Source organism: Streptomyces sp. NPDC060027, from assembly GCF_042737005.1.
Taxonomy (GTDB): Bacteria; Actinomycetota; Actinomycetes; order Streptomycetales; family Streptomycetaceae; genus Streptomyces.
Window position 1 is genome coordinate 49,821 of the sequence record NZ_JBHWVI010000016.1, and the last position, 13,214, is coordinate 63,034.

At 71.5% G+C, this 13,214-nt stretch carries 13 protein-coding genes and 2 pseudogenes; 7 read left to right on the forward strand and 8 right to left on the reverse strand.

What is annotated here, in order from left to right:
- Nucleotides 1-5: 5 nt before the first annotated feature.
- Entirely contained in the window at nucleotides 6-1,178 is a 1,173-nt protein-coding gene (locus tag ACFWBT_RS06630) for an NAD-dependent formate dehydrogenase (RefSeq protein ID WP_385696726.1), read from the reverse strand.
- Nucleotides 1,179-1,308: 130 nt separating this feature from the next.
- Nucleotides 1,309-1,806 (reverse strand): molybdopterin-dependent oxidoreductase, encoded by a 498-nt coding sequence (locus ACFWBT_RS06635; protein WP_385696729.1) that lies wholly within the window; start codon nucleotides 1,804-1,806, stop codon nucleotides 1,309-1,311.
- A 219-nt stretch (nucleotides 1,807-2,025) separates the two neighbouring features.
- On the opposite strand from ACFWBT_RS06635, the gene modA reads away from it, so the two are divergent.
- The 3 genes from modA (at nucleotide 2,026) to ACFWBT_RS06650 (ending at nucleotide 5,124) form a co-directional block, all read left to right on the forward strand.
- Nucleotides 2,026-2,862, forward strand: coding sequence for a molybdate ABC transporter substrate-binding protein (gene modA, locus ACFWBT_RS06640; protein ID WP_385696731.1), 837 nt, complete (start codon nucleotides 2,026-2,028; stop codon nucleotides 2,860-2,862).
- A gap of 173 nt (nucleotides 2,863-3,035) precedes the next feature.
- Nucleotides 3,036-3,929 carry a molybdate ABC transporter permease subunit gene (modB, locus tag ACFWBT_RS06645; protein WP_385696734.1) on the forward strand — a complete coding sequence of 298 codons (894 nt, stop codon included), beginning with the start codon at nucleotides 3,036-3,038 and terminating at the stop codon, nucleotides 3,927-3,929.
- Between the two features lie 109 nt (nucleotides 3,930-4,038).
- On the forward strand, nucleotides 4,039-5,124 hold the full coding sequence (locus ACFWBT_RS06650; RefSeq protein WP_385696736.1) for an ABC transporter ATP-binding protein: 1,086 nt from the start codon (nucleotides 4,039-4,041) through the stop codon (nucleotides 5,122-5,124).
- A gap of 105 nt (nucleotides 5,125-5,229) precedes the next feature.
- On the opposite strand, the gene ACFWBT_RS06655 is transcribed toward ACFWBT_RS06650, so the two are convergent.
- Complete coding sequence (locus tag ACFWBT_RS06655) at nucleotides 5,230-6,171, reverse strand: FkbM family methyltransferase (RefSeq protein ID WP_385696738.1); 942 nt, start codon at nucleotides 6,169-6,171, stop codon at nucleotides 5,230-5,232.
- Nucleotides 6,172-6,252: 81 nt separating this feature from the next.
- Here ACFWBT_RS06655 and ACFWBT_RS06660 point away from each other — a divergent pair, with 81 nt between their 5' ends.
- On the forward strand, nucleotides 6,253-6,711 hold the full coding sequence (locus ACFWBT_RS06660) for a cupin domain-containing protein (protein ID WP_385696740.1): 459 nt from the start codon (nucleotides 6,253-6,255) through the stop codon (nucleotides 6,709-6,711).
- Nucleotides 6,712-6,893: 182 nt separating this feature from the next.
- Nucleotides 6,894-7,313, forward strand: coding sequence for an ATP-binding protein (locus tag ACFWBT_RS06665; protein ID WP_356465424.1), 420 nt, complete (start codon nucleotides 6,894-6,896; stop codon nucleotides 7,311-7,313).
- Between the two features lie 372 nt (nucleotides 7,314-7,685).
- Here the strand turns inward: ACFWBT_RS06665 and ACFWBT_RS06670 are convergent, their stop codons facing one another.
- Nucleotides 7,686-7,889 carry a cold-shock protein gene (locus tag ACFWBT_RS06670; RefSeq protein ID WP_020871138.1) on the reverse strand — a complete coding sequence of 68 codons (204 nt, stop codon included), beginning with the start codon at nucleotides 7,887-7,889 and terminating at the stop codon, nucleotides 7,686-7,688.
- Between the two features lie 280 nt (nucleotides 7,890-8,169).
- Nucleotides 8,170-8,484, reverse strand: a complete 315-nt coding sequence (locus tag ACFWBT_RS06675; protein WP_385696742.1) for a MerR family transcriptional regulator — start codon at nucleotides 8,482-8,484, stop codon at nucleotides 8,170-8,172.
- 199 nt (nucleotides 8,485-8,683) lie between these two features.
- Here ACFWBT_RS06675 and ACFWBT_RS06680 point away from each other — a divergent pair, with 199 nt between their 5' ends.
- Nucleotides 8,684-9,526, forward strand: coding sequence for a hypothetical protein (locus tag ACFWBT_RS06680; protein ID WP_385696744.1), 843 nt, complete (start codon nucleotides 8,684-8,686; stop codon nucleotides 9,524-9,526).
- Between the two features lie 69 nt (nucleotides 9,527-9,595).
- Here ACFWBT_RS06680 and ACFWBT_RS06685 read toward each other — a convergent pair.
- Nucleotides 9,596-9,736, reverse strand: a pseudogene (locus ACFWBT_RS06685) (alkyl sulfatase dimerization domain-containing protein); the annotation flags it as partial.
- Nucleotides 9,723-10,286: pseudogene (locus ACFWBT_RS06690) on the reverse strand (MBL fold metallo-hydrolase); the annotation flags it as partial. The pseudogenes ACFWBT_RS06685 and ACFWBT_RS06690, both read right to left, overlap by 14 nt.
- Before the next feature lie 213 nt (nucleotides 10,287-10,499).
- Here ACFWBT_RS06690 and ACFWBT_RS06695 point away from each other — a divergent pair.
- Nucleotides 10,500-12,575 carry a TerD family protein gene (locus ACFWBT_RS06695; RefSeq protein ID WP_385696788.1) on the forward strand — a complete coding sequence of 692 codons (2,076 nt, stop codon included), beginning with the start codon at nucleotides 10,500-10,502 and terminating at the stop codon, nucleotides 12,573-12,575.
- Between the two features lie 34 nt (nucleotides 12,576-12,609).
- Here ACFWBT_RS06695 and ACFWBT_RS06700 read toward each other — a convergent pair whose 3' ends face one another.
- Entirely contained in the window at nucleotides 12,610-12,831 is a 222-nt protein-coding gene (locus ACFWBT_RS06700) for a hypothetical protein (RefSeq protein WP_037614735.1), read from the reverse strand.
- Nucleotides 12,832-13,214 lie beyond the last annotated feature (383 nt).

Sequence of the window (13,214 nt, forward strand, 5' to 3'; positions counted from 1 at the left end):
CGAGGTCAGGAGACCGTCGTCGAGTACGAGTGGGCTCCCGTCCCCGCCAGCGCGCCCCCGTCGACGATCAGGTACTCGTCGCGGATCGGGGTGCCGTCCAGCCAGCACTCCAGGATCTCCCGGGTGCCCGCCGCGTAGCGGGCCTGCGCGGAGAGCGAGGAACCGGAGATGTGCGGGGTCATCCCGTGGTGCGGCATGGTGCGCCAGGGGTGGTCGGCGGGCGCCGGCTGCGGATACCAGACGTCACCCGCGTACCCTGCCAACTGCCCGCTGACCAGGGCGCGTTCGACCGCGTCCCGGTCCACGATCCGGGCCCGGGCCGTGTTGATGAGGTACGCCCCGCGCTTCATCGTGGCGAGCAGTTCGTCACCGAACGGGCCCTCGGTCTCGGGGTGCAGCGGCGCGTTGACGGTGACGACGTCGCAGTGCGGGGCCATGTCGGCGGCGGTCGGGTGGAAGGTGAGCCCGAGCTCCCGCTCGACGGCCTCCGGCAGCCGGTGCCGGTCCGTGTAGTGGAGCTTCACGTCGAAGGGCGCGAGCCGCCGCAGCACCGCGAGACCGATCCGTCCGGCGGCGACCTTGCCGACGTGCATCCCCTCCAGGTCGTACGAACGGGCCACGCAGTCCGCGATGTCCCAGCCTCCGTCGAGCACCACCTGGTGCGAGGGCAGGTAGTTGCGGACGAGCGAGAGCGTCGTCATCACCACGTGTTCGGCGACGCTGATGCTGTTGCAGTACGTCACCTCGGCGACGGTCACACCGTGCTCGATGGCCGCGTCCAGGTCGACGTGGTCGGAGCCGATGCCGGCGGTGACCGCCAGTTTCAGGTTCCTGGCGGCGGCGATGCGCTCGGGGGTGAGGTACGCGGGCCAGAACGGCTGCGAGATCACGACGTCCGCGTCCGGCAGCTCACGGTCGAAGACCGATCCGGCGCCGTCCTTGTCGGAGGTCACGACGAGGGTGTGGCCGCGCTCCTCCAGGAAGCGGCGCAGGCCGAGTTCTCGGGTCAGCCCCTCGTACCGTCTGCCGCGCCGCACGATCGGCACGTCCAGCTCGTGTTCGAGGCGGCGGATCGCGGCGGACAGCGACGGCTGCGAGACGAAGCAGGCCGCCGCTGCCCGCGCGAAGTGCCGCTCCCGGGCGAGTGCGACCAGATACTCCAACTGACGCAGCAGCACGCGCCACCTCCCGTCGGCGGGCCAGGCTCGCAGACACCGGGCGCCCTGTCACGGCCCGTCGCACGCCCCGCACCGGCCGGCCCCGCACCCCACGCCACCGGGCGGACACTCGCCGGGGCGGCGCGGAGGGTCAACCGGGGCCTTCGGCGGACCAGGACGGGTAACGGCCGTCCACCCGGATGACGTTGATGCCGCTGATGTGCCGGGCCCCGCACCGGTCCTGCGGGAGGACCAGCTGCGGGCCCGCCCGGTCCAGCGGGGTGCCGTCGATGCCGACCGCGAGCAGCACCGGAGCGTCCGCGAAGTCGGGGTCGATCTCGGCCCAGGTGAGCAGGGCGTGATGGCCGTCCGCGCCCGCCACCGCGATGAGGAAGCGCAGCCGGTCCTTGCGGCGGGCCGGATCGAACCGGGGCCCGGCGTCCCGCAGCACGTCGTGCAGCAGCGGGCCCTGGAAACCGTGGTGCCGTACGCCGCTGGTGGCGCACTCGAAGCTGACCCGGACCCGGCGCTGCGGCCAGGCGAACAGGTCGGGCACGGTCAGCCGGGCCGGCCGGGCGAGGTCGCCGGTCAGGGCTAGCTCCGCGAGCGGGGGAGCCGGTGGCGTCGGCTGTGTCAGGGACTGGCTCACTGGGCAGCACCTCCCGGAAGACCGTACCCAGCGGACGGTCCCGTACAAACGCACATGCGGACATCCCCAGCCTGTACGCACAGCTCATGCGATACCACAGGGGACTTTCGGCTTGCATATGCGGAAGTATGATCGGCGTACGCAGGACGAGAGCCCATGACTGAAGAGCACGACGGAGGCTTCAGCGGGCTTCAGAGTTTCCGAGGGAGTAGATCCGTGATGACCCGATCCGCGCGCCGGACCCGCCGCACCACCCGGACCCTGCGGGTGGCCGGCGTCGGTGCCGCCGCGCTGCTGGCCCTGAGCGCCTGCTCCTCCTCCGACGACACGTCCGACTCCTCGGGCACGCCGAAGTCGTCGTCCTCGGCGAAGCTCTCCGGCACGGTGACCGTCTTCGCCGCCGCCTCCCTCAAGGAGAGCTTCACGACACTCGGCCAGGACTTCGAGAAGGCCCACCCCGGCACCAAGGTCACCTTCAACTTCGGCGGCAGTGACACCCTCGCCGCGAGCATCACGGGCGGCGCCCCGGCGGACGTGTTCGCCGCTGCCAGCCCCAGGACGATGGCGATCGTGACCGACAGGAACGACGCGGCGACCGCGCCCGCCACGTTCGTGCGCAACCAGCTGGAGATCGCCACCCTGCCCGGCAACCCGGACAAGATCGCCTCCCTGAAGGACCTCACCAAGTCCGGCCTCAAGGTCGTCCTGTGCGACAAGACGGTGCCGTGCGGCGCCGCCGCGCAGAAGGCCCTGGACGCGAGCGAGCTGAAGCTCACCCCCGTCTCCTACGAGCAGGACGTCAAGAGCGCCCTGACCAAGGTGGAGCTGAAGGAGGCCGACGCGGCGGTCGTGTACAAGACCGATGTGAAGGCCGCGGGTGACAGGGTGGAGGGCGTGGAGTTCCCCGAGTCGGCCGACGCCATCAACGACTACCCGATCGCCCTGCTCAAGGACGCGCCCAACGCGGCCGCGGCCAAGGCGTTCATCGCGCTGGTGCAGTCCCCGGAAGGCCAGAAGGTGCTGACGGCGGCCGGGTTCCTCCAGCCCGCCTCCTGACATCCGCCTCCTGACATCCGGCACCTGACATCCGGCACCTGACATCCGGCTCCTGACTGCCGGGCTCCTGACGTCAGGCGCCCGGCAGCCGGTTCCGGCGCCCACGGGCCGGCACCCGCCTCGTGAGCGGCCGGCCCTTGAAGCCGACGCCCCGAATCCCGTCTCCTGAAGCCATGAGTGATCCCGTGACCTCGCTCGACAAGTCCGACGCCCCGGCCGACACCCTGACGGGTGGGCCGCGGCGCGGACGCGACCGGACGCGGGGCCGGACGGGTGGCCGGATGCGGGGCGGGGCGCCGCTTCCCCTCCTGCTGCCGGCCCTCGTCGGGCTCGTCTTCCTGCTCCTCCCGCTGGTCGCGCTGCTCGTCCGGGCGCCCTGGCGCAGCCTGCCGGAACAGCTGACCAAGCCCGAGGTCTGGCAGGCCCTCCAGCTGTCCCTGTTCTCGGCCACGGCGGCCACCGCGGTGAGCCTGGTGCTCGGTGTGCCGCTCGCCTGGCTGCTGGCGCGAACCGACTTCCCCGGACGCGGGCTCGTCCGGGCGCTGGTCACGCTGCCGCTCGTCCTGCCTCCGGTGGTGGGCGGTGTGGCGCTGCTGCTGGCCCTCGGCCGCAACGGCGTCGTCGGGCAGTTGCTCGACGCGTGGTTCGGGATCACGCTGCCCTTCACCACGGCCGGGGTGGTCGTGGCCGAGGCCTTCGTGGCGATGCCCTTCCTGGTGATCAGCGTGGAAGGCACCCTGCGGGCCGCCGACCCGCGCTACGAGGAGGCCGCCATGACCCTCGGCGCCTCCCGTTTCACGGCGTTCCGCCGGGTCACCCTGCCCCTCATCGCGCCGGGCATCGCCGCCGGTTCCGTGCTGGCCTGGGCCCGCGCGCTCGGCGAGTTCGGCGCGACGATCACCTTCGCGGGCAACTTCCCGGGCCGTACCCAGACCATGCCGCTCGCCGTCTACCTGGCCCTGCAGAGCGACCCCGCCGCCGCGATCGCCCTGAGCCTCGTGCTGCTTGCGGTGTCGATCGCGGTGCTCGCGGGTCTGCGGGACCGCTGGATGACGGCGGTCTCATGACGGACAGCCATACGATCATGACGGAGGTCCGGACGAGGGTGACGGAGGTCCGGACGAGGGTGACGGAAGTGCGGACGAGGGTGACCGGCGACGAGGGTGAGGTGATCGCGTGACGGCGGACGCGACCCCGGCGGCCACGGCAGCACCGTCCGACAAGGGCCTGGACGCCCGTCTCGTCGTCCGGCGCGGCTCGTTCCACCTCGACATCGAGCTTTCCGCCGCCCCCGGTGACGTCGTCGCGCTGCTCGGGCCGAACGGCGCGGGCAAGACCACCGCGCTGCGGGCGCTGGCCGGGCTCACCCCCCTGTCCGAGGGCGGCCGACTGCGGCTGGACGGCGCCTCGCTGGACGGCACGCCGCCCGAGTCCCGCCCCGTCGGCGTCGTCTTCCAGGACTACCTGCTCTTCCCGCACCTCTCCGCGCTCGACAACGTCGCCTTCGGGCCGCGCTGTCAGGGCGTGCCCAAGGCCGAGGCGCGGGCGCAGGCCGCCACGTGGCTGGAGCGCATGGGCCTCGCCGAGCACGCCGGGGCCAAACCGCGCCGGCTGTCCGGCGGTCAGGCGCAACGGGTCGCCGTCGCCCGCGCCCTCGCCACCCACCCCCGGCTGCTGCTGCTCGACGAACCGCTCGCCGCGCTGGACGCCCGTACCCGGCTGGACGTGCGCGCCCAGCTCCGGCACCACCTGGCCGACTTCGAGGCCGTCGCCGTCCTCGTGACGCACGACCCGCTGGACGCCATGGTGCTGGCCGACCGGCTCGTGGTCGTCGAGCACGGCCGGATCGTCCAGGAGGGCAGCCCCTCGGACATCGCCCGCCGCCCGCGCACCGACTACATCGCCCAGCTGGTCGGCCTCAACCTCTACCGGGGCGAGGCCGAGGGCCACACCGTGCGGCTGGAGGCGGGCCCGGCGATCACCACGACCGAGCAGCTCGACGGACCCGTCTTCGTGGCGTTCCCGCCGAGCGCCGTCACGCTCCACCGCGACCGCCCCACCGGTTCCAGCGCCCGCAACCTGTGGCAGTGCCGCGTGGGCGGTCTGGAGACCCACGGCGACCAGATCCGCGCGGACCTCACCGGCGAACTCCCGCTCGCCGCCGACCTGACGACGGTCGCCGCGGCGGAACTCGACCTGCGTCCGGGCGCTGGCGTCTGGGCGACGGTGAAGGCCACCCAGACACACGCCTATCCGGCCTAGCCCCTGTCCGGTCCGCGGCACCGGCGGACCGACGGACCTCCAGACCCAGGCCGACGGACCACGGGACCCCGGACCATGGCACCCCCGGACCGCAGGCCCCCGGAACTACTCCCAGGACGAGCCGGGCGGGACGGCCGCCGCGCGGACCATCACGCAGTCGAACTCCACCACCCGCCCGGTCGCCGGCTCCCGCGTCACCGGGTACATGCCGGAGATCTCGAACCCGTTCTCCTCGTACACCGCGACGGCCTCGCTCATCCGGGGGCTGCCCTCGTACAGCCGCAGTGTCGCGACCTCCGACTGCATCCCGACGAACTCCGCGACCCGGTCTCCGGCGCCCGCGAACACCTCCAGGTCGTAGCCCTGGGTGTCCATCTTCAGATAGGGGCGGGGGTCGGTGATCCCGGCGAGCGCCTTGTCCATCATCCCGTCGAGACGGCGGACCTCGATCTCCTCGGTACGGGTCCTGGCGAAGCGCTTGTAGCGCCCCTTGCCGTAATCACTGGGCGGGAGAAGGGAGTTCATGCTGTTCCAGCCGACATGGATCGACCGGGTGGCGTCCTCCCGGCCGAGACCGACCTGGTGCACCTGCCACTCGGGGTCACCCTCGGCCGCCTGCCGGAGCTTGGCGAAGGCGTCCGTGGTCGGCTCGAAGGAGACGATCCGGCCGGTGTAGCCGAAGCGGCGCAACTGGCGCCCGTACTGGCCGGAGTTGGCACCCACGTCGAAGACGCAGTTCACCGCGTACCGGTCGAGGAGGGCGGTGACGTGCTGGCCGCAGAGATAGGCCGCGGCGGCCAGCTGGAACTTGCGTTCGTCGGCCGCCGTCCCCTTCTCGTCGAGCAGCAGCCGGGCGCCGGTGTCACCGAGCGGCACATGCCGGAAGGCCGCGGTCCGTCCGCTGAGCACCAGATCCGCGCCCTGGCCGAGCGCGACGCGTCTGCGCACACCGCGCCGGTAGACCACCGCGGCACCCGCTCCGAGATCCAGCACCCGCACCCCGAGGCGGGGAAGCAGACCGAGCAGCTTTCTGTGAAGGGTCACCATGACCGACACCTTTCCAGACTCACCCGGGTGTCCACCGGGTGTTGCTTGAACCCCTTCCAACTCGCGTGGTACAGGCAGGGGGTGACTTCTTCTGACACCGGGATTCCGGAACTGGCCGCAGCCCTGAACATGCAACCCCACCCGGAAGGCGGCTGGTTCGTCGAGACCTGGACCGCGCCGCAGGCCTTCCACCCCGACGGCTACCCCGGCCCCCGCGCCGCCGCCTCCGCCATCTACTTCCTCCTTGCCCCGGGCGACACCTCCGCCTGGCACACCGTCCGCTCCGACGAACTCTGGCTGTGGCACCGCGGCGGTGCCCTCGACGTGCTGCTCGGCGGCGACGGGAACTCCCCCCAGTCCACCCCGGAAGTCGTCCGTCTCGGTCCCCGTGTCGAGGCCGGGGAACGCCCCCAGGCCCTCGTCCCCGGCGGCATCTGGCAGGCCGCCCGACCGGCCGGCGACCAGGAGGTTCTGGTCAGTTGTGTGGTGGCGCCCGGGTTCGACTACGACGACTTCCACCTGCTGGACTCGGGGCGCTGAAGGGGCCACGCGCGGACGTGTGGCGGCTTTGTGACGTAGGTCGTTGGTTGCGGATCGCCCGGGAGGGGCATCACCCGAGGGCAGGACCGGCCGCGCACCGACTCGCGCGGGGTCCCTGTCGACGGGGACGGAGCCGTCGGCCGGGTGCTGGTTGTCCTGGAGGGGGAAGAGAGGTGTCAGTCATGCGTGCGCACCAGCGCACCGTCCGGCCGACCGCCCGCGTGGAGTACACGCTGCCGCGTACGGCCGTCTCGGCGGGCAGGGCCCGCAAACTGACCACGGCGTTTCTGACCCGACCACGACCACGGCTCGCGTCGCCGACCGCCGACCAGGTGGACGACGCCACGCTGATCGCCTCCGAGCTCGTCGCCAACGCCGTACGACACGGCCGCAGCGGCTGCAGACTGCGCCTGCAACTGGGGCACGGTCAGGTGACGGTCGAGGTCCGCGACGACAGTCCCGGACGGCCGCAGGTCGGCGTCCTGGACGCGGAATCGGAGAGCGGCCGGGGCCTGGCGATGGTCCAGCAGCTCGCGCACAGCCTGGAGGTCGTCAGCACGAGCCTCGGCGGCAAGACCGTCCGCGCGGTCCTCGCGGTGTAGCGGGCTCACACCATCGCCGTCACCGCATGCCGTAGTCGCAGTCCGGGCGGGTGGGCGGGTGGGCGGCCACCTCACGGTCGACACGGTCCATCACCATCGACAGCGACATGACATCGGCATCCGCATGCGCATCTGCATCCGCATCGGGATCCGCATCGGCATCCGCAGGGCACCGCCCTCGACGACGACCGTCACGCATCGCCGTCGGCGGGGATCGCTCGATTCGGTGCGGTCGAACCGAAGAGCTGAGTTTGGCGCCACGGAAAGTGGGCATGGGGCGCCGAAAAGTTCATCACATACTCAATGACCGTAAAAACAGATGGCCGGGGTCCACACCTTGCGGTGCGAACCCCGGCCACCCGGTGTCCCGGACTAGGCGGGGACGATGTTCTCCGCCTGCGGGCCCTTCTGGCCCTGCGTGACGTCGAAGGTCACCTTCTGGCCTTCCTGGAGCTCACGGAAGCCAGAGGTGGCGATGTTCGAGTAGTGGGCGAAGACGTCGGCGCCGCCGCCGTCCTGCTCGATGAAGCCGAAGCCCTTTTCCGCGTTGAACCACTTCACGGTGCCAGTAGCCATGTCAAATCTCCTTCGGGGCAAAGCTCGAAGGTCCACACTGTGTGGACCTGCGTCGCCGCAATGATTGCCCCAACCGGAATGCACCGGAAAAACTTTGGGAACCACAACTGCAACTGAAATCGACACTAGCACGCTGCGAGCCTCGAAGGGGGCGCACTATCTCACCCCGGCGTGGGGAATAACAAAACCTCGCGGACCCGCGCACCAAATTCTGTATCGGCCGAAGCAGATATCCCCGAGCCGGGCGGAGAATCGGTCCAGGAGGGTCCCGGACTCCCGCTCAGGCGTCCTGCGGCGTCGACCCGCGCAGCTCCGCGTTGATCCGCAGGGCCTCGTCGAGACAGTCCTCCAGCGTGACGATGCGGCAGGCGGCCTCGACGGGAGTGCCCTGGCCCACAAGATCCCGGGCGCGGGCCGCGACACGCAGCTGGTTGGCGGAGTAGCGCCGGTGGCCGCCCTCGGAGCGCAGCGGCGTGATCAGCCCCGCTTCCCCGACGGCCCGCAGGAACGCGGGGGTGGCGCCGATCAGCTCGGCGGCCCGGCCCATCGTGTAGGCGGGGTAGTCGTCGTCGTCGAACCGGTCGGTGGGGCTCATGGTGCTTCCCTGGGGCGCGTGCATCACTTTCCACTTTGGCAGATCCCGGTCCGGTAACGGCCGGGAGCACCCCGCATCGGCCGTGACGTCCGCGCGCCGCGCTCACCCGGACGGCCCGGTGCGCTGGTGGGAGGCCGTGGCCGGTGATGGCGTGGGGGGACACAGCCCGACCTCGGGACCGTCCTCGGGAGGCCCTCGCATGAGCACGAACCGTCCGTCCTGTCTCCTCGCGTCCGCCCTGACCGCGGGGATGCTGCTCTCGACGGCCGCCTGCTCGGACGACGGCGGTGACGGCAGCGGCTCCGGCCGTACGGACGCCTCCGCGTCCCCCGTCTCCGCCTCACCCGTCGCCGAGGAGCCCCGCGCCGCGTCGCCCTCCCCCTCAGCCGTCCGCACGCTCACCAAGGACGAGGCCCACTCCGCGCTGATCACCAACTCCGACCTGGGGTCGCAGTGGAGCGAGTCGAAGGGCGTGGCGACCTGGCACGACGCGCTGCTCAAGAGCACGGTCGACCCGGCGGACTTCATCACCGACAAGGCGAACGCCACCCAGTGCCAGAAGCTGCTGGACGGGCTGTACACCGAGGACCTGCTGGGCGAGCCGAAGGGCGCCAGTGCCGTCACCGGCTTCGACGACAGCGACAACGACGCCCAGATGCGCTACGAGGTCGGCACGTACGGGAAGACGGCGCTGGACGACAAGCTGAAGTGGCTGAAGACGCTGCCGGACGCGTGCGACGAGTTCACGGCCGTCAACGGCAAGGGCGACCGGCAGACGGTCCAGGTCATCTCGACGGATCTGCCCGATGTGGGGGACGCCCGGCAGGGACTCAGGGTGACGATGAAGGGTGAGCTGGAGGGCGACCCCGAGACCCTGACGCTCGACTTCGCCACCGTGCGGGTCGGCGACAGCGCCCTCTCCCTCACCAACGGCGGCCTCGACGGCACCGAGCACGACTCCACCGAGCAGGCGGTCGAAGCGGGCACCAAGCGCCTTCAGGACGTACTGGCGGGGAAGTCGCCCGCGCCGACACAGGGCTGAGCACCGGGGTCCCTCGCGCAGCTCCAGGGCCGCCGTCAGGTAGAAGTTGCGCCAGGTCGCGTTCTCGGCGCCGTGGCCGAGGCGGTCGTAGACACCGGCGAGGGCCTGCTTGGCGGCGGTGTCGTCCGGGTCGGCGAAGACGAGATGGTTCAGGAGGGTGGCGGCGAACCGCAGGTCGCCGTCGGCCGCGTACCGCTCCGCCGTGCGCAGCGCCGCTGCGGATCATGGCGGTGCCCGCGTAGACGTTCTCGCTGAGGGCGTGCTCGAGGAAGCCCTCCGGCGCGATCACCGGGACGCCCTGCTCGGTGCCGTGCGGCAGCACCCCGCGGGAGCCGCCGAAGTGGTCGCCGTGCGCGTGCGTGTAGATCAGGCCGGTGACGGGGCGGTCACCGCGGTGGGCGCGGTACAGGGCGAGCGCGGCGGCGGCGGTCTCGGCGGAGATCAGCGGATCGATGACGATCACTCCTCGGTCGCCCTCGACGATCGTGATGTTCGAGAGATCGAGGCCCCTTACCTGGTACACACCTTCGGTGACCTCGTAGAGCCCCTGTCGCGCGCACAGCTGCGCCTGCCGCCACAGACTCGGGTGCGCGGTCCCGGGACACTCCCCGTCGAGGAACCCGTACGCCTCGTCCCACACCACCCGCCCGTCCTCCGCCCGGACCACAGCGGGCCCGAACGCCGCGAAAAACCCCCGATCGGCGTTCTCGAAGTCGGCCACGTCATCGAACGGCAGCTCATCACGCGCGCGAGGTGTCATTCGGCCAGCCTCGGCCGGGGCATGACGGGGGGCACGCGATGGGGGCCGTTCGGGGCCGGGAGCAATGCGGACGAAGTGACACCGGTGGTCCCTGGTGCGGATATATGGTTCCCCTGATGCGCCGGGGAGTGTGGGGCGCGTCACACATGACAAGGGAAACAGGCCGCTGCGGGAGCTCGCGCGGCTGTGCATCTGGGGGGCCTCGTGCACGAGATGATCAAGGGTGCCAATGTCGCGCTGTCGTCGTTGAGCACCGACGTCGGTTCGGTGATGGTGAGTCTGGGCTGGAGCAGCCCGACCGGGGAGGGCGACGCGGACGTCTCCGTCCTGCTGCTGACCTCCGACGGCAAGGTCCGCAGTGACGCGGACTTCTACTTCTACAACAACCCCGTCGCCCCGGACGGGAGCGTGCAGCTCCTGGGGAAGGCTCCGACGGCCGACGGCGACGAGGACCGCATCACCTTCGACCTGACCGCGATCCCGGCGGACGTCGAACGGATCGTCGTGGCGGCGAGCCGCTACGAGGGGGCCGGGTTCGGAGATCTCGACGACCTGAGGCTGACCCTCGCGGACACCTCGGGCGAGGGCCTGCTGCGGTATTCCGTCGCGGACGCCGGAGCTGTCGGCGCCCTGCTCTTCGGCGAGCTCTACCGGCGGGCCGGCGACTGGAAGTTCCGTGCGATCGGGCAGGGCTACGGGTCCGGCCTGGCCGGTCTGGCCACCGATTTCGGCGTCGACATCGACGACTCGGCGGAGACCGGGCCGGAGGAGAGTGCCGAGGAGCCCGTCGAGGCGGTCGGGCAGGTGGCCGTCGAGGCGGTCGGGCAGGTGGCCATCGAGGCGGTCGGGCCGGTGGCGGGCGGGCCGGTGGCCGTCCAGGCGGTCGGGCCGGTGGCCGTCGTGGAGCCGGTGGTCCCCGGGCCCCCGGCACCCGTCCCGCCCAGAATCGCCCCGCGCCCCAGCACGGCCAAGAAGAAGGTCACGCTGCCCAAGGTGGCCAAGAAGTCCCTCGCCGAGAACGACGCCTGGCGCACGGCCCGGCTCTTCCCGGCCTCCGCCCTGAAGAGCGACCGCGAACGGGAGACCCGGGCGACCTCCGTCCTGCTCTCGGTGATGGCGCAGGTGCCGGAGTTCGGCCGGCGGCTGACCGCGGGCTTCGGGGCACCGACCGGACGCATGGAGACGTTCACCGAGGTCACGCTGCCGAACGGGGACTCGCCCCGGCGCCCGGACGGCGTCATCCGTGTCGAGCGGGCGGGCAAGCTGTGGACCGCGCTCGTGGAGACCAAGACGAACGGCAACGCCCTCAAGCAGGACCAGGTGCAGGCGTACGTCGACATCGCCGCCCGGCGCGGCTACGAGGCCGTGATCACCCTGTCCAACGATGTCGAGCTGGAGGGCAGCCCGCTCGTCCAGGTCAAGACGGACGGCCGGCGCAAGAACAAGGTGGCCCTCCGGCACCTGTCCTGGGCCGAGGTGACGCACCAGGCGCAGATGCTGATCCGCCACGAGGGCGTCGCGAACGCCTCGCACGCCTGGCTGCTCCAGGAACTCCTGCACTACCTCCAGCACGAGAACTCCGGATGCCACGGCTTCCAGAACATGGGCCCGGCCTGGGTGCCCGTGCGCAACGGGATCGACGACGAGACCCTGTGCCAGGGCGACGCACGGACCGTGGACGTCGTGGAGAGCTGGGAACGGCTCGTGCGGCAGGTCTGTCTGCGGCTCGGCGGCGAACTGGGCCAGAAGGTGCTCCCCGTCCAGCGGACCAGACGTGGCACGGATCCCCGGGACCGGCGCGTCGCCCTCGCGGACCGGCTGTGCCTGGACGGAAAACTGGACGCCGAACTGCGCATCGAGGGAACGCCCGGCGTCCTGGCGCTCTGCGCGGACCTGCGCACCGGCAAGCTACGGACGTCCATCGAGATCCCGGCGCCGGACCAGGGCTATCCGCTCACCTGGGCCAAGCGGCTCGTGCGGCAGCTCGACGAGGCCCCGGCAGATCTGCACGTGGAGACCCTCGTCGACGGGGAGACGGGCGGGCCGCGCGGCACCCTGGAGCGGCTGCGTCCCGAACCGGCGGACATCCTGCCCGCCAACGGTGCCCGGATCACCGGCTTCCGACTGTCCCTCTTCCGGGGGATGGGGAACACCCGCGGCAACGCCGAATCGGGCTTCATCCGCAGTGTCGACGACTCCGTCGACCGCTTCCACACCCAGGTGGTGGCCACCCTGGACCGCCGCGCACCGCGGCCCCGGCAACCTGTGGTGGGGGCTGCCGCGGGCTGAGGTGGCGGGCCGGGGTTGCTTCAGTGTGTTCGGATCAGAGCCGGTCCATCCGGGTGTAAGGGCTCAGGACGCGGACCTGGCGGGCGCCGAAGTCGACGAGCATCGCGATGCCCTCTTCGACGCCGACGATCGTGCCCAGGCCGTACTGGTCGTGGGAGACGCGGTCTCCGAGGCTGAACTCCTTGGCCACGGGGACGACGGGTGCGGCGAAGGGGCTGGTGGGCAGGTGGCGCCGGGGCGCGGAGGATTTACTCATCGTGATTCCAGTATGGGCCCTATTCCTGCGGGCGGTAGGGCTTGATGGTCTCGATCCCGCTCCGACTCGACGTCCCGGACCGCTCCGGAACGCGTTGGGCCGGGACCCCGGTGAGCGGTCCCGGCCCGGTCTGCCTCGCGTTCCCGGAGGTCAGCCCTCGGGGTGGGCGTTCCGCGATCATCCCGGCACGCGGAAACGTCCTCCGGACGGGCATGTCGTGGACCGGACAGATCGCGTCGACGGGTCACAGGCCCGGCCGGACGCGGACCCGTACCCCGGTCGGGACCCGCCCCGGACCGGGTTCGTGGGCCGCCACCGTGGCGGAATCCGGGGGCGTGCGCGGGCGCTCCGCGGTCGGCCCACGGGGCGGACGGCGCGGACAC